A 14756-nucleotide genomic window follows, 5' to 3' on the forward strand; every position below is an offset into this window, starting at 1 on the left:
AACCTAGGGATTGACCAAAACAAAGAAAAGCTTGCCTTGCGTTGATGCGCCGGCAAGCTTTTCTGCTTGTGGAGGATTTGCAGCCACTACCACCAACCCGTCTGTGTCGCTGGTTCCCAGCCATTGGCCGGGTTTACCCCCTTGGGCAGATGTCCATAGGACAGGGACGGAGGCGGCAAGGACTTCAGTTTGCCGGGATTCGTCATATGTCCCGGCGGCGGTAAGTACTACATTCACCAGCTGTCCCGGGGACAGCAGCTGGATGGATGAAGGGTCAGCCATTCGAAGGGGGACCGCAGCTGAGCCTACGGGTGCGCCTGTGAGAAGTCCCGGCCCCAGAAGATTGGATTCAGTGGGAATCTGCCCTTTGGCCAAAGGCGAGGCGAGCTGGCGGCCCACCAGTGAAACGTGATCCTCCAGGGCTCCGGAAATTGCGAGGTCCGGCGGCACACCAACATTGGTGAAGTCTGACTCGGTGAGGTTGGTGCCTGCTGCGAGGTCATGGGCAGCGACGAGAATGCTGACGCGCTGCTCAGAGGCAGGGGTTAGCTGTTGGACAGTAATGCCTGTGGCGAGGCAGAGCAGCAGTGCAACTGTCAGCCGACGGTTCCGGGTGACCCAGAACTTGAGGCTCTGCCTGCGGCCCAGCCTGATCTGGCGATGTGGCCCCTGCTTCCGGGGGAGGAAATGGCCAGCCGTGGTTGTGGGCTTGTTCCGGGGGCTATCACGGCCCCGGACAGGCGGACTGGGGCGTTCGCGGCGGGGGACTGGGGAAGTGGTTGTCTTTAGTGGCATGACGCCACGTTAGCCACCGGGCCCGGCCACCCAACAGCGGCCGGGTGCCCTATGTGGAAAAGTGCCGGCTAACTGGCAGCGGCTGCGGCCGCCGGTGCAGGCGTGGCAGCAGGGGCCGGAGTCGCCGGGGAGGAGGGCGCGGCGGAGACGGTGCTGCCCTTGGCATCGCGCGAATCCGTGCGGTAGAAGCCCGAGCCCTTGAAGACAACGCCGACGCTGTTGAACTTCTTGCGGAGCGCGCCCTGGCATTCAGGGCACTCCGTCAGGGAGCTGTCAGAAAAGGACTGGACGATGTCAAAGGCATGGTCACAGTCTTTGCAGGCGTATGCGTATGTGGGCACTGAGTTCCTCCTTCAGGACAAAGTTCAGGTCCTGTGGAGCCGTGGCGGAGAATCTCCGCATTAGCAGTCGCAGGGCCTGAGTGCCAATTCTATCATCCGCATCCGGCTCGTTCGCTATCTCCCAACTGCATATAAATGCGGGACTTCACGTATGGGTCAATCGAGATCACTCCCGCGGCCAAGCGTGATGATTCCGGAGGGCGTCAGCACCTCCGGCACCGGCCGGTCAAAAGGCTCTGCGGGGATAGCTCCCGAAGGCAACACATCGTCGTCGTACACCACTGCAATGGTGGGTGGCCGCCCGCCGGAGTTGTCCAGGCCTTGGAGGAGCCGGTCGTAGTAGCCGCCACCCTGTCCGATGCGGTTGCCATCCCGGTCGACGGCCGTGGCCGGCATGAAGATGCCCGCAACAGAGCTCACTACAGCACTGTCCAAACGTTCGCCTTCGGGTTCGTCGATGGGTGCGTAGTCGGACCGGACGAAGGCTGTCTCCGGCGTCCAGTACACCCAGCTCAATTGGCGGCCGGCCTCGCAGACAGGAAGCAGGACCTGGTGGCCGGCGTTGTGGAGCCCTGCGATCAAGGGCATGGTTGGGGGCTCGTGGGAGACGCCCACGTAGATGGCGAAGGTCGTGGGCGATCCGGCCGAAATTTTCCGGGCCCAGGCCAAGCCGTGCCGTGCAATTGATTCGCCGGCCTGGGCTACAAGCTCCTTGGTGAGGCTGCGCCTGTACAGGCGTCGGCTGCTGCGGATGTCTTCCTTGGATGCCATTTTTGTCCGATCATGAGATTCCCGCGGGCCACCGTGGTGTACGTAAAGCAGCAAATCCCCTCCAGTCCAGGGGCTGTTTCTGCGTCTTGCCACGGCGGGGGTTTACCCGTTGATGTATTCCTTCCGTTACATTAGTCCGGTGACTCTCGATAACAATGCTGTCCGTAAGGCCGTCATCCCCGCAGCGGGTCTTGGTACCAGGTTCCTCCCCGCCACAAAGGCGATGCCGAAGGAAATGCTGCCCGTGGTTGACAAGCCAGCCATCCAGTACGTCGTCGAAGAAGCGGTGAAGGTTGGCCTGCACGACGTCCTGATGATCACCGGGCGCAGCAAGCGCGCCCTGGAAGATCACTTTGACCGTGTGCCGGCGTTGGAAGCAACGCTGGCAGAGAAGGGCGATACTGCCAAGCTTGAAGCCATCCAGTCCGCCACCAACCTGGGTGACATCCACTATGTCCGCCAGGGCGATCCCAACGGTCTCGGCCATGCAGTCCTTCGTGCAAAGCAGCACGTCGGGCATGAGCCTTTTGCGGTCTTGCTGGGCGATGACCTCATCGATCCCCGTGAGGACCTGCTGAGCGAAATGATCGCTGTCCAGCAAAAAACCGGCGGTTCCGTTGTTGCCCTCATTGAAGTTGAGCCTTCCAAGATCAGCGCCTATGGTTGCGCCGACGTCGAGGATAGCGATGAGGACGGCTACGTCCGCATCAAGCAGCTCGTTGAAAAGCCGTCCCCCGAGGAAGCTCCATCCAACCTCGCGGTGATCGGCCGTTACGTTCTCCATCCGGCAGTGTTTGACGTCCTGGAAAACACCGCTCCCGGACGTGGCGGAGAGATCCAGCTGACGGATGCCCTTGAAGTTCTGGCTGCCGGGGAAGGCGAAGGCTACGGCGTTTATGGCGTTGTCTTCCGTGGACGCCGCTATGACACCGGTGACAAGTTGAGCTACTTGAAAGCCTGCATCGAGTTGGCATGCGAACGCGATGACCTGGGCCCCGAGCTCCGCGAGTGGCTGCCCACCTTCACTGCCGGTCTTCCCAAATAACACCGGTGTACGGCTCTGCGATCTGGCCGGTAACGCTGGAAAGCGGAGCCTTGGTGCTCCGGCCAATCCGTTACCGCGACAAGCGGGAGTGGTCTGAAGTCCGTTCGCGGAACAGTGAATGGCTTGCACCTTGGGAGGCGTCCAATCCTGCACCGGGTGGGCGCCTGCCCAGTTACCGTCAAATGGTGGCATCCCTGAATGCGCAAGCCCGGCAGGCTACGGCTTTGCCCTTCCTCATCACGGAGCGCACCGAGGGTTTCCGTGACCCTCAAATTGTGGGGCAGTTGACGGTCTCATCCATCGTGTGGGGTTCGGCGATGATGGCGACCCTTGGCTACTGGGTTGATAAGGAACGCGCCGGGCACGGTATCGCTCCAACTGCAGTTGCGATGGCTACGGACCACTGCTTCCGGACCCTTGGCCTGCACAGGATGGAAATCAATATCCGGCCTGAGAACGCGCCAAGTCTTCGGGTGGTGGAAAAGCTCGGATTCAGGGACGAGGGCTACCGGTTGAGGTACTTGCACATCAATGGCGAGTGGGCAGATCACCGGTCTTTCGCGCTTACGTCGGAGGAAGTTCCGCAGGGACTCCTTGACTGGTGGCTCAGAGGAAGAACGGGCAGGTCATAGGCCCTTTTGAGCCGTATCTCCATTCATTTGCGGACTCGCCGGCGACACACCGACCGCAATGCCGCCGCCCCTGATGATTTGCTTCTACGGTTTTGAATGTGGACTTCCCTCTCAGCAGCTCAGTGATACTCGTGGTCACTGTCGCGCTTTGGATGGTATGGGTCGCTCCTTACGTTCTTCGGAACAGACGGCAGCAGGTCCAGGCGGCCGCTGTTTCAGCAGAGGCATTTGACGACGAACCAGACGAAACGCAGGCAGGGGTGGTACTGACTTTGGCACCCCGGCAGGAGAAACCGATGGAGACCATGCACAGCAAAGCACCGGCGTCGCCGCAGGAATCCCGCGTGGCTGAGTCGTCTGCCAGGAAGCCACCCACAACTCCCTTTACGATCCGTTATGCCCGGCTCACTCTGGCCTTGGCCGGCCTTGCTTTATTGCTGACTGCCATTGTTTCGGGCGTGCTGCGGCTGTTCGGTACGGGTACTGTCTGGCTGCCGTTGGTGTCGTTCGCGGGTTCGGTACTTGCCGTGGTGACTTTGCGGCGGCTCGCCCTCCGGGATCTCCGCGAACGCCGGGCGCGTCGGGCTGCGCCGGTGGTGCCCATCCAGACACCCGCGCGGTACCTGCCTAAGGAACCGCCTGTCGAAGCCAAGGAAACACGGGTTTTCGACGCCGAGGCCGGAAAGTCCGAGGCCGCACGCCTTTCCGCCGTGGAACTACGCCAGGCTGCCTTGGCTGTTGCCTTGGCAGCTGGGGACAAGTCAGCTGGGGACAAGTCCGCCGGCAGCAACTCTGTTGGCGACAAGTCCGCTGGTTCCGAAGATGCCAGCTGGGAACCGGTTGAGGTTCCCAAGCCCACCTACGTTGGTGCCGCCAAGGCGCCGCGCCCCGCTCCGGAGCCCTTGGATCTTCCTGAAGCTCCCAAGCCTGTGGGCAAGCCGGTGCTAAAGCAAAGTGTTGAGCAGGCGGAGGCCGCAGCAGTTGCGCAGGTGCGAACTGCATCGAAGGGACAGAGTGCCCTGAGCAATCTGGACGATGTCCTGCAGCGTCGCCGCGCATAGCCCGGCATGACCGCGCTCTGTGTTGCGGGTGGCACTGGCCAGGTTGGCCGTGAAGTTGTTCGCCAGGCGCTCGACGCCGGGCACACGGTTTCCGCCCTGAGTCGCCACGTGCCGCCGGCCGGTTCGGAGAAGCATCATGACGGCGCGGCCTACTTTGCCGGCGACGTCACCACGGGTGATGGTTTGGCGGCCGCGGTGGCGGGTGCCGACGTCGTTATTGATTGCCTTGAAGGCCGGTTCGGGAAAGCCCAAAAGGAATTCGCCGACGGCGGCGCTCGTCTTCTTGACGCGGCTCACCGGGCAGGGGTGCGCAAGGCTGTGGCCTTGTCGATTATCAACTGTGACCAGAGCACGTATTCCTTCTACGTTTCCAAGGCAGACAAGGAACGGGTCTATGCGAGGGCCAAACTGGATACGGTGGTTATCAGGGCCACACAATTCCACAGCCTGGTGGAAATGATCTTTGCTGCAGGCGCAAAAGTGCGGTTGATTCCGGCATTCAAGGGAGTGCGCTTCCAAACGATTTCACCCAGGGAAGCCGCCGCTGCATTGCTGGAAGCTGCGCTGGAGGTGCCTTCTCCCGAGCGGCATCGCGTCAGGACCATTGGCGGGCCCGAAGTGCTGGCCATGAAGGACATGGCGGAGTCATGGAAAGCCATTACCGGCGCGCGGGGCAAGGTTCTGGAAGTCCCGCTCCCGGGCGCCATGGGCGCCTACCTGCGTGCGGGACTCAACCTCATGCCCGAGCAAAGGTATGGCACTGAAACGTTCGTGTCGTGGTTGGAAAAGCGGTCGGAAACTTTGTAGCCTAAGGACACTGGCCCGGCCGTAGACGCCGTGCCCAGGGGCTATAGCTCAGTTGGTAGAGCGCTTCGTTCGCATCGAAGAGGTCAGGGGTTCAAATCCCCTTAGCTCCACGGATTCCGGCAACAACAAAACCGGCCAGGCACAACATGCCTGGCCGGTTTTTTGTGGGAGTTTAGAGGGGCTGGATGTTCTCCGCCTGAGGTCCCTTGGGGCCCTGGGTGATGTCGAACTGGACCTTCTGGTTCTCGTCCAGGGAACGGTATCCGCTGGACGTGATTGCTGAATAGTGGGCGAATACATCCGGTCCACCGTCGTCCGGGGCAATAAATCCGAAGCCCTTTTCAGCGTTGAACCATTTCACTGTGCCTGTAGCCATGCTTGTTTTCCTTCACGGGTAGCTGGTCGGTACCGCTTGTCGGATCACCGTCCCCGCCACTCACATTATTGAGCCTATGTGTCGATCTGACATGGGGCAACAGATTCTGCCGCGCCTTTCATAATGTCCTTGTGCCGGGGTAGGCTTCCGGGCCGTGGTTGGAAGGGCCGGCCAGCGGTGGATGCCCCCTTAGAATTACCCTGTGAACGACTCCCTGCCTCCGTGCCCCGAATGCTCCAGTGAATACACCTACCAGATGGGCGCGCTGTTGGTTTGCCCTGAATGTGCCCACGAATGGTCACCAATGAGCGGGAGCGACGAGCAAGGGAATGTCATCAAGGACGCGGTGGGCAACATCCTGAGTGACGGTGACACCGTCACAGTGGTCAAGGACCTCAAAGTGAAGGGCAGCGCCACGGCCATCAAGGTCGGCACCAAAGTGCGGAACATCCGGCTGGTCGACGGCGTGGGGGATCACGATATTGATTGCAAGGTGGACGGGTTCGGCCCCATGCAGCTCAAGTCCAGCGTTGTGAAGAAAGTCTGACGGGAGGCGCTTTACGATGACGGGGACCCCAGTACCCAAAGCCCTCATCGGCCCCATCCTGGTAGGCGTCATGCCCGGGCAGCGTCCCGTCGTCGTAGAGCGTGCCGCCGAGGTGGCGCTTAGCGCCGGACTGCCGTTGGTGTGCGCCTTCGTTGATGTGACCGTTTATCCCGTGGATGGAACCACGGGCGGGCCGTCTGCTCCGATTGATCCCGACGGCGTGGACGATGATGCCGAGAACGTCCCGGAATCCTTGCGGACAGCTATTGCCACCCAGTTGGCCGAAGCTGACTTGAGCTGGTCCATCGTCTCCCTGGCAGGGGAACCGGCACGGGCACTGGCCCGTGAGGCCGAAGATATCGGCGCGTCCATGATTGTGGTGGGCTCCAGGGACCGCAAGCTCGGTTCGGCTATCAAAGAGCTGACGGCGGGCTCCATTGCCCGTCAGCTCTTCCACCGACAGGATCGCCCTGTGTTGGTTGTACCCGTGGAGCCACGCGTCCCGGTGGATGATGACGACTGACGCCAGGCGTCCCGTCCATCTTCACTGGGGGTTCATCGGAATTGTGGCCGCGGGTGGCGTGTTCGGGGCACTCGCCCGCTACGGCCTCGGACTTATGATTCCTTCGCCAGGATCCTGGCCGTTGCCCACCCTTCTGATCAACCTTTCCGGCGCTTTGGCCCTGGGCGCTTTGCTGGAGGGACTTGCCAGGAGGGGGCCCGACGTCGGCCGTCGCCGGGCGTTGCGCCTCGCCTTGGGTACGGGCTTCCTGGGTGCCTACACCACGTACAGCACGCTCGCATTGGATGCGGTGCACCTGTTCACTTCAGGTGACACGACTGCTGCCCTGGGTTATCTGGGCCTGAGCCTGCTGGGTGGGGCGCTCGCAACCATGGCGGGAATCTGGTTCGCCGCATGGCATCACAGGCGTGCGAAATGACAGTCATCCTGTTGGCCCTCGCGGGAGGACTGGGCGCGGCTGTTAGGTTCATGCTGGACGGGCTCATCCGGGCACGCGTACGTACTGCCCTGCCATGGGCCACCATTTTCATCAATGTTTCCGGTTCCTTGCTCCTGGGGTTCCTGGCAGGCCTGGTGATGGACGGGCAGGCGCCTGAATCCCTTCAACTCATCCTCGGCACTGGTTTCCTGGGCGGCTACACCACCTTCAGCACGGCAAGTCTGGAGACCATCAGGCTGGTGCAGAGCGGGCGGATGGGGCTGGCGCTCGTCAACGGATTGGGTTCCATGGCCGTTAGCGTCGCGGCTGCCGCGGCCGGTGTTTGGTTCGCTCTGCTGCTGGCTTAAAAGAAGACTGTCTGGCTGTCTTGGCCCGGCTGTAGGATCGGTGCCATGGCTAACAAGACATTCAATGAGCTGTTGTCCGTTCAGGTCGCCAATGAGTTTGCGGCCTCCCAGCAATACATTGCAGTAGCCGTGTATTTTGACGGTCAGGACTTGCCGCAGCTTGCCCGGCATTTTTACCGCCAGTCCCTCGAGGAGCGCAATCACGCCATGATGATGGTCCAGTACATGCTGGACCGCAACGTGCCCGTCGAGATCCCGGGCATCGCCCCGGTCCGCAACAACTTCACCAACGCCAAGGAACCTATCGCTTTGGCCCTTGAGCAGGAAAGGGAAGTTACGCGCAACATCGAGGAGATGTTCCGCGCGGCCCGTGCTGAGGGCGACGCCTTGGGCGAGCAGTTCATGCTGTGGTTCCTGAAGGAACAGGTTGAGGAAGTTGCCTCCATGACCACGCTTCTCAACATCACGGAGCGGGCGGAGAACCTCTTCGATATCGAGAATTACGTTGCGCGTGAGAGCGTTGGCGATGGCGGGCATGATTCCAGTGCACCGTCCGCTGCCGGCGGCGCGATCTAGCTGCAAAAAACCAAGGGGCCGCCCGAAGCTCAGCTTCCGGCGGCCTCTTCGATTGCCAGGGCATCGTCGGGGTCGGACCTGCCCAGCAGGGACAGGCGGCTGGCAATGCGGGCCAGATCCACGGGAGGGACGCTGCCGGAGGGCTCCGCGTCCCAGTCCAGGGGTCCGGCGCCGATCAGGAACAGTGTGATGTCCTGATCGTGAAGCACATCCACGGCATTGCTGAATCGCTGCCATGCGGGCGCGGAAGCAGGGTCGCTCCCGGCAGGGGAGGGAACGTCGTCGATGACCCAGGTCTTGAAACTGTGCGCCAAGGCCAGGAAGTCCGCAGTGGAGGTCAGCCCTGCGCACAATTCCGGAAACCCCACCCAGAGCAGGTCCCGGTCAGCGTTCTTGACCACGATCGGCTGCGTTGTTGGGGTCAGGACGCGGCTTTGGGATACCGATGGCCGGAAGAGCCCCAACCGTCCCAGTTGTTTGGGCGTCCCCGGTGTGATGATCCGGCCAGAGCTAAAGGCTTTGGGCGCGGCGCTGGGTTGGGAACCTGCTGCAGGAAACCGCCGGAAATCGGCGGGGCCATTGACCTCCACAATATCCATCATCTCTTTGATGGCTTCGATGGTGGGCACAAAATGGTCGTGCCACAGCGGATTGGGCAGTAAATCGTCCGGGGCGTAGTTGGACGTCACCACCAAGGGAATCCGGCGCTGCGCCGCGGTTCGCAGCAATCGCGCGATAAACATCCCATCCCCAACGTCATGGACATGGAACTCATCGAAGAACAGGACGTCGATGTCCGCCAGGAGCACATCCACCGAGTGCTGGATGGCTGTTCCATCCGCGGAACCGGAACGGCGGGTCCCGGCGTGGAGCCCTCGGAAGAAATCATGAAAGTGGACGCGACGTTTCCGGGCGCGGAGCCTGTCGTGGAAACTGTCCATGAGCCACGTTTTGCCGCGACCCACAGGTCCGTGAAGATAGATACTTCGCGGCGTCCTTCGCTGACGCGCTCGACGGCGGGCAGTTACCTCTGCACCAAAGGACGCCAACCGCTGCGCTGCTTCATGCTGGCTGGGCTCAAGCTGGAAACCCAGCCGTCCGGCGTCGTGCGTGATGCCCTCCACGAGCGCCAGGACAGTTTCCCGGTTGCCCTGTCTTCCCCGGTGCGGGAGGCTCCCCGGTTGCGGGAGGAATGGGGGCGTCACAGCCAGCCTTTCCGCTTGAAGATGAGATACATGAGCAGTGCTGCTCCGAACATGAGTCCGATGGCCATGGGATAGCCGAAGTCCCAGTGCAGCTCCGGCATGTGGTCGAAGTTCATGCCGTAAACACCTGCCACAAAGGAGGGCGCGAACAGAATGGCGGCCCACGAGGAAATCTTCTTGACCTGTTCGTTCTGGGCAGCGCTCGCCTCGTTCTGGCGGTTTGCTGTCAGGGTGCCGTCGAGGGTCAGGGCGTTCTGCAGGAGATCCCTGAAGGAGTTCACCCTGGAGATGACGCGCTGGACGTGGTCCTCTACGTCACGGAGGGAGCGCTGGAGCTCGATGTCCACGCCGTATTTCTCGAAGCCCTTCTCAAGCAGCACCATGATGTCCGGAAGAGGCTGGATGGCCCTTTGGAATTGAATGACTTCACGGGCAAGTTCATAGATCCGCCTGGACACTGCTGTATCGCCGCTGAAGAGCTGGTCCTCAATTTCGTCGATGTCGTTCTCGAGCCCGGCAACGACAGGTGCATAATCGTCCACCACCTGGTCCAGGAGGGCGTAGAGCACCGCTTCCGGTCCATGCCGCAGGAGGTCCGGCCGCTGCTCCAAACGGTGGCGGACACGCGCAACTCCGCCGGTCTCGGCATGGCGGATGGTCACTACGAAATTGGGACCTGTAAAGATGTGCAGCTCGCCGAACTCCACCGTCTCGGAAGCATCCAGATAGCGGGCGGGTCGCAGGACTGTGAAGAGGTTGTTGTCGTAGCGCTCCAGTTTGGGCCGCTGGTGCGCTGAAACGGCGTCTTCCACGGCGAGTTCGTGGAGGCCGAACTCATGGGCGACAGCGGTCATTTCGTCCCGGGTGGGCCGGTAGAGACCGATCCACGCCATGCCACCTTGCTCCGAGAGTGTCTCGAAAGTCTGCTCAAGGTTACGTGGGGTGGCTGTGCGTACGCCTTCTACATAGACGGCGTTATCAATGATGGTCACGAGTGAACGCTACTGCATGGCACCGATGATGGCGCCGGCAACGGTCATGGCGAGGATATCGTGCCCCGCATCAATAACGGTCACCTCCGAGGGACGCCCCGCGAAACCATTGTGGATGACATGTCCTCCGGCACGGAAGACCAAAGCCAGGATGAGGGCGAAGAAGCCACCTGCCAGGAACGTGTTGAGCTCCAGGGCACTGATCAGGATGGCCAGCAGAATGCTGGTGAGCGCGGCGGCAAGCATCATGGGAATCCAGATGCCGGCTCCACCATCGATGTTCTTAAGGTCCTCTTCGGTTTTGCCGATCGCTTGCATCCACCTGCGCCCAAGGACGGCCGGCATGTACCAAACGAAGCCGATCACCATGCTTGAAATGAAGGCCAGGAGAACGGCGAGCCAGTTGATCTGCAATATGTGTGAGAGCCAATCCATGGACAAAAGCCTAATCGGGTGCGACCCCTGGAATCGCGTTCAAGCGCTCATGCTGACCGCGTGTTGGTGGAACCGGCCAACCTTTCCATCAAAGGCTCCGTGCGGTAGGGGATATGTGTGTGGAGCGCCAGGACAGTTTCTGTTCGGATGACGCCCTTGGTACGCAGGACGGACCTCAACGCGGATTGCAGGTTATGCGTATCGGTTGCCACCACGCGGCACCAGAGATCTCCACGTCCGGAGATTTCGTGGACCTCCAGCACTTGTGGAATCAGCCGCAGGGCACCGATGACGCCATCGAGTTCGCGGTGCGTCACTTCGATGGTGATGAAAGCTACGACGTCGTACCCCACCTTTTCCAGGTCCACTTCACGGCCTGCTGCCTGAAGGACCCCGGACCGAAGCAGCCGCTTAAGGCGGCTCTGCGCAGTATTGCGGGCGATGCCGAGTGAGTCGCTGAGCTCGGCGATTTGGATGCGGGGATCCTTGATGAGTTCCAGAAGGATCTTCAAGTCCATGGGGTCCAAGGTATTCAAATGGTCACTCCGGCTCACTGAGACAACAATAGTTTGACTATTTTGCTCAATTCTCCCACGTTTCTGCTTCGTCGAGCGCAGGTCTACGGCAATCTGTTGCTACCGAAACCTGGCTGCGTCCTCCATCCCACAAGGACCCCGCGCGCAGCCCCGAATCAAGGGCACGGAAATGACTGTCTTGAGCGAACTCCGCATGCGTCCGGCCAAAGCCGGAGCCTGGAGTTGGGATGCCACCACCACTGCAAGGTTGGTCCTGGCCGGCATCGTGATCTTCACCCTGCTGGTGGGCGCAAACCTGGCCACACCTCTGTATCCTTTGCTGCAGGCCAGGCTGGGGATGTCCCCCTTGGACGTCACGGTTGCCTTTGCGAGCTACGTTGTGGCGCTGGTTGTGGTTCTCATGGTGGCGGGGCACTGGTCCGATCACATTGGAAGGCGGGCGGCACTGGTGCTTGCCGTCGTCATGGGATTGCTGGGTGGCATCATCTTCGCGAATGCGGACAGCCTTGGCATGCTGTCCCTCGGCAGGGCCTTCCAAGGTGTGGCAGTAGGGCTGGCCACCGGGGCCAGCTCCGCAGCCCTGCGTGAACTGTTGCCCCAGAGGCCTGACTGGGCTTCGCGCTTCACGTTGCTCTCCTCGGCTGGTGGCGTGGCTGCCGGACCCGCAATCGGTGGTCTCCTGTCGCTGCTTCCGGACCCTACTCGAACGCCCTACTTCATCCACTCCGGGGTGCTTCTCGCCGCGCTCATTCCACTGTGGCTACTCAAGGCAAGGCCCGCGATTGCCCCCGCTGCGGGAAAGCCGGCGCTGAAGGTTCTCGCTCCACGAAAGCCCGCTATTTCCAGTCATGCACGCGGTGCCTTTTGGATGGCATCCGCGGTGGGCTTCCTAAGCTTCGCAGTCTTTGGCTTCTGTTTGTCGCTGGCTCCGGGATATTTCGCAACGGTGGTGCATGCCGATTCCAGGCCCCTTGTCGGGCTGACGGCGGGGGTGACCTTGGGCGCATCGGCGCTCAGCCAGTTGGTGGGAGTACGCGGACGCTACCTGGTCCCCGTTGCCCTGGCGGTGTTGGGCGTCTCCATAGTCCTGGTGGGAGCTGCCGCCGCTTGGTCGAGCCCGTTGGTGCTGGTGGCCGCCAGCGTGACCGCCGGTGCAGGGCAGGGCATCGCGTTCCGTCAGGTGTTCAACGACGTCGCCGGGAAGGTAGAGGCGGCCCGGCATGCGCAGGTCATCAGTACGGTGTACGTCATCACCTATCTGGGAAGCGCGGTTCCGGTGATTGGCTTGGGACTGGCGGTGTCGGCGTTGGGCTTGCAGACCGCCGTCGTTGGTTTTACGGTGCTATGCGGGGTTGCGGCGCTGGCGCTCGCTGCGGCATCAGTCCGGGGCGCCCTGCGCGCCTGAGCCGGGCTACTCGGGAAGCGGACCTCGGTTTCCGGGGATGTGCTGGAAGACCATGGTGGTTTCCGTGTGTCCGACCACCGGATCAGTAGCGAGGTTATCGAGAAGCCAGTTGCGGAGGTCGTCGGTGTTGGCGACGGCAATGTGCAGAAGATAATCCACGGAGCCGGTGGTGTGGAAGGTGGAGATCACCGCCGGCAGCTTAGGGACGCGTGCGGTGAAGCGGTCGATCTGGTCCCTATCATGGGCGCGGAGACGGACAGCAATGAGCGCCTGCACTGAGCGGCCGATCGCCGGCAGGCTGAGGATCGCCTCAAAGCCTTCGATGATCCCGCGTTCGGACAGGGCCCTGGTCCGCATCAGAGCAGTGGAGGGAGCGATTCCCACGAGTTCCGCCAATTGTTTGTTGGAGATGCGGGCGTCCTCTACCAGGGCGGCGAGGATTCGTTCATCAATAGCGTCCAGCGGCTCGGCGCTGCCTGAATGTGTCCGAACATTCTTCGCGGGGTTGCTCACGGATCCTCCTGAAATTGCCTTTCATTCATCATAATCATTGAAATCCTGGCCATCCATTCGTTCCCGCCCGTTGTTCCCGAATATTTGCCTAGGGTCGACCCGGTACAGCGTGGATTATTCTTGCGGGGTCGGTGAGCGATGCACGACGGCGGTGATTACCGCCGTCGTGAAGGCAAGCGCCATGACGCTCCAGGCCAAAGACGGCCACCCGAACGCCTGGTAAGCCAGGCCTCCCGCCCAGCCGATGACACTGGACCCCAAGTAGTAGGAGAGGTTGTAGAGCGATGCCGCTTGGGCGCGTCCTGTTGTGGCGATGGCACCGGTCCAGCCGGAGCCCACGCTGTGGGCTGCGAAAAAGCCTCCAGTAAACACCACGAGGCCGATCAACGTTGCCACGAGGTTCTCTGCCAACGTCAGGGCGAGGCCCGTGATCATCATGACAATCCCAAAGAGCAGGACGTTGCGCCGCCCGAAGCGCGTGGTGAGTCCGGCCGCCCACCGGGAGCTTACGGTTCCGGACAGATAGGCCAGGAAAATGAGGCTCACCACCGTCGTGGGAAGCCCGAATGGTGCCGCATGGAGCCGGAACCCGAGGTAGTTGTAGACAGCGACAAATCCGCCCATGAGCAGGAATGCCTGAAGGTAAAGGGAGAACAGTTTGGGGTTTCTGGAATGGCTCCCCAGCGTGCGCAAGGCTCCTCGGAATCCACTGGCCGGCGCGGGCATGAAGCGACGCTGTTTGGGAACCAGCACCACGAACAGTACCGCCGAGACGGTGGCCAGCAAGGACACTGCCAGCGCGGCTGCCCGCCACCCCCAGAGTTCTCCCACTGGACCCGCGACCAAGCGTCCGGCCAGTCCGCCGAGCGTGGTTCCGGCAACGTAGCTTCCGGCCGCCAACGCCGTGTGGATTTTTGTGACTTCTTCGTTCAGGTACGCGATGGCTATGGCTGGGATTCCGCCCAGGGCCATGCCTTCAAGAGTCCGCAGTCCCAGAACCAGTGGAACAGTCGGCGCCAGTGGAACAACCAGCCCCAGCACCGTCGCAGCTCCGATGCCGATGGCCATTGCACGAACCCGGCCGATCCTGTCTGCCACGAAGGACCACGGCAGGACGCTGACGGCAAGTCCAACGGTGGCCAGCGAGATACTCAGTGCGGCTTCAGCTGCGGAAATTCGGAGGTCGGCGGCCATCAGTGGCAGGACTGCCTGGGTTGAGTACAGCTGGGCGAACGTCGCAACCCCGGCCAAAGCCAACGCGGCAAGCACGCGTCGATAGCCACGGGAACCCTTGGCGTGTCCTTCCCATGGTGTAACGCTCACGGCTGTTTTAGTCACTGGCCCAGATTAGGCTTCCCGGATTGGGTGATCCAATGCATCATTCGCTTATGATTCATGCAAAACTGCATG

Annotated in this window: 20 protein-coding genes and 1 tRNA gene; 11 read left to right on the forward strand and 10 right to left on the reverse strand. The window is 61.6% G+C overall.

Annotation, left to right across the window (positions count from 1 at the left end):
• Nucleotides 1-3 precede the first annotated feature (3 nt).
• The 3 genes from J2Y41_RS02715 to J2Y41_RS02725 all read right to left on the reverse strand — a co-directional run bounded on the left by J2Y41_RS02715 (nt 4) and on the right by J2Y41_RS02725 (nt 1907).
• On the reverse strand, nt 4-795 hold the full coding sequence (locus J2Y41_RS02715; RefSeq protein ID WP_309925905.1) for an RcpC/CpaB family pilus assembly protein: 792 nt from the start codon (nt 793-795) through the stop codon (nt 4-6).
• 68 nt (nt 796-863) lie between these two features.
• On the reverse strand, nt 864-1136 hold the full coding sequence (locus J2Y41_RS02720) for an FmdB family zinc ribbon protein (protein WP_309925907.1): 273 nt from the start codon (nt 1134-1136) through the stop codon (nt 864-866).
• Nucleotides 1137-1292: 156 nt separating this feature from the next.
• Nucleotides 1293-1907: a 5-formyltetrahydrofolate cyclo-ligase gene (locus J2Y41_RS02725; protein WP_309925909.1), complete on the reverse strand. Its 615-nt coding sequence runs from the start codon at nt 1905-1907 to the stop codon at nt 1293-1295.
• Nucleotides 1908-2019: 112 nt separating this feature from the next.
• On the opposite strand from J2Y41_RS02725, the gene galU reads away from it, so the two are divergent.
• The 5 genes from galU (at nt 2020) to J2Y41_RS02750 (ending at nt 5562) form a co-directional block, all read left to right on the forward strand.
• Nucleotides 2020-2952 (forward strand): UTP--glucose-1-phosphate uridylyltransferase GalU, encoded by a 933-nt coding sequence (gene galU, locus J2Y41_RS02730; RefSeq protein ID WP_396133430.1) that lies wholly within the window; start codon nt 2020-2022, stop codon nt 2950-2952.
• Nucleotides 2953-2957: 5 nt separating this feature from the next.
• Complete coding sequence (locus tag J2Y41_RS02735; protein ID WP_224088250.1) at nt 2958-3584, forward strand: GNAT family N-acetyltransferase; 627 nt, start codon at nt 2958-2960, stop codon at nt 3582-3584.
• A 131-nt stretch (nt 3585-3715) separates the two neighbouring features.
• A complete protein-coding gene (locus J2Y41_RS02740) occupies nt 3716-4645 on the forward strand; it encodes a hypothetical protein (protein ID WP_224091110.1) in 930 nt (309 codons plus the stop codon).
• 6 nt (nt 4646-4651) lie between these two features.
• Nucleotides 4652-5452 carry an NAD(P)H-binding protein gene (locus tag J2Y41_RS02745; protein WP_309925912.1) on the forward strand — a complete coding sequence of 267 codons (801 nt, stop codon included), beginning with the start codon at nt 4652-4654 and terminating at the stop codon, nt 5450-5452.
• A 37-nt stretch (nt 5453-5489) separates the two neighbouring features.
• Nucleotides 5490-5562: transfer RNA gene (locus tag J2Y41_RS02750), tRNA-Ala, on the forward strand.
• A 62-nt stretch (nt 5563-5624) separates the two neighbouring features.
• Here the strand turns inward: J2Y41_RS02750 and J2Y41_RS02755 are convergent.
• A complete protein-coding gene (locus J2Y41_RS02755) occupies nt 5625-5828 on the reverse strand; it encodes a cold-shock protein (protein ID WP_144648155.1) in 204 nt (67 codons plus the stop codon).
• A gap of 202 nt (nt 5829-6030) precedes the next feature.
• On the opposite strand from J2Y41_RS02755, the gene J2Y41_RS02760 reads away from it, so the two are divergent.
• The 5 genes from J2Y41_RS02760 to J2Y41_RS02780 are packed head-to-tail and all read left to right on the forward strand — an operon-like array spanning nt 6031 to nt 8260.
• Complete coding sequence (locus J2Y41_RS02760; protein WP_224164932.1) at nt 6031-6375, forward strand: zinc ribbon domain-containing protein YjdM; 345 nt, start codon at nt 6031-6033, stop codon at nt 6373-6375.
• Nucleotides 6376-6391: 16 nt separating this feature from the next.
• Complete coding sequence (locus J2Y41_RS02765) at nt 6392-6898, forward strand: universal stress protein (RefSeq protein ID WP_224164930.1); 507 nt, start codon at nt 6392-6394, stop codon at nt 6896-6898.
• Nucleotides 6888-7316, forward strand: a complete 429-nt coding sequence (locus tag J2Y41_RS02770; RefSeq protein ID WP_309925917.1) for a CrcB family protein — start codon at nt 6888-6890, stop codon at nt 7314-7316. Before J2Y41_RS02765 ends, J2Y41_RS02770 begins: the two co-directional genes overlap by 11 nt.
• Nucleotides 7313-7684 carry a fluoride efflux transporter CrcB gene (gene crcB / locus J2Y41_RS02775; RefSeq protein WP_309925919.1) on the forward strand — a complete coding sequence of 124 codons (372 nt, stop codon included), beginning with the start codon at nt 7313-7315 and terminating at the stop codon, nt 7682-7684. Before J2Y41_RS02770 ends, crcB begins: the two co-directional genes overlap by 4 nt.
• A gap of 45 nt (nt 7685-7729) precedes the next feature.
• On the forward strand, nt 7730-8260 hold the full coding sequence (locus tag J2Y41_RS02780; RefSeq protein WP_224088238.1) for a ferritin: 531 nt from the start codon (nt 7730-7732) through the stop codon (nt 8258-8260).
• Between the two features lie 29 nt (nt 8261-8289).
• Here J2Y41_RS02780 and zapE read toward each other — a convergent pair whose 3' ends face one another.
• The 4 genes from zapE to J2Y41_RS02800 are packed head-to-tail and all read right to left on the reverse strand — an operon-like array spanning nt 8290 to nt 11410.
• A complete protein-coding gene (gene zapE / locus J2Y41_RS02785) occupies nt 8290-9465 on the reverse strand; it encodes a cell division protein ZapE (RefSeq protein WP_309925920.1) in 1176 nt (391 codons plus the stop codon).
• Complete coding sequence (corA, locus tag J2Y41_RS02790) at nt 9462-10457, reverse strand: magnesium/cobalt transporter CorA (protein ID WP_224164925.1); 996 nt, start codon at nt 10455-10457, stop codon at nt 9462-9464. The genes zapE and corA overlap by 4 nt, the downstream gene beginning before the upstream one ends.
• A gap of 9 nt (nt 10458-10466) precedes the next feature.
• Nucleotides 10467-10892, reverse strand: coding sequence for a DUF1761 domain-containing protein (locus J2Y41_RS02795; RefSeq protein WP_224164924.1), 426 nt, complete (start codon nt 10890-10892; stop codon nt 10467-10469).
• 47 nt (nt 10893-10939) lie between these two features.
• A complete protein-coding gene (locus J2Y41_RS02800) occupies nt 10940-11410 on the reverse strand; it encodes an Lrp/AsnC family transcriptional regulator (RefSeq protein WP_396133431.1) in 471 nt (156 codons plus the stop codon).
• A gap of 187 nt (nt 11411-11597) precedes the next feature.
• Here J2Y41_RS02800 and J2Y41_RS02805 point away from each other — a divergent pair, with 187 nt between their 5' ends.
• Nucleotides 11598-12833: an MFS transporter gene (locus tag J2Y41_RS02805; protein WP_309925922.1), complete on the forward strand. Its 1236-nt coding sequence runs from the start codon at nt 11598-11600 to the stop codon at nt 12831-12833.
• A 6-nt stretch (nt 12834-12839) separates the two neighbouring features.
• On the opposite strand, the gene J2Y41_RS02810 is transcribed toward J2Y41_RS02805, so the two are convergent.
• Nucleotides 12840-13346, reverse strand: a complete 507-nt coding sequence (locus J2Y41_RS02810) for an Lrp/AsnC family transcriptional regulator (protein ID WP_309925925.1) — start codon at nt 13344-13346, stop codon at nt 12840-12842.
• Between the two features lie 114 nt (nt 13347-13460).
• Nucleotides 13461-14684 (reverse strand): MFS transporter, encoded by a 1224-nt coding sequence (locus J2Y41_RS02815; protein ID WP_309925928.1) that lies wholly within the window; start codon nt 14682-14684, stop codon nt 13461-13463.
• Between the last annotated feature and the right edge of the window lie 72 nt (nt 14685-14756).

Source organism: Arthrobacter sp. 1088 (assembly GCF_031455315.1).
In the GTDB taxonomy this organism is placed as follows: Bacteria; Actinomycetota; Actinomycetes; order Actinomycetales; family Micrococcaceae; genus Arthrobacter.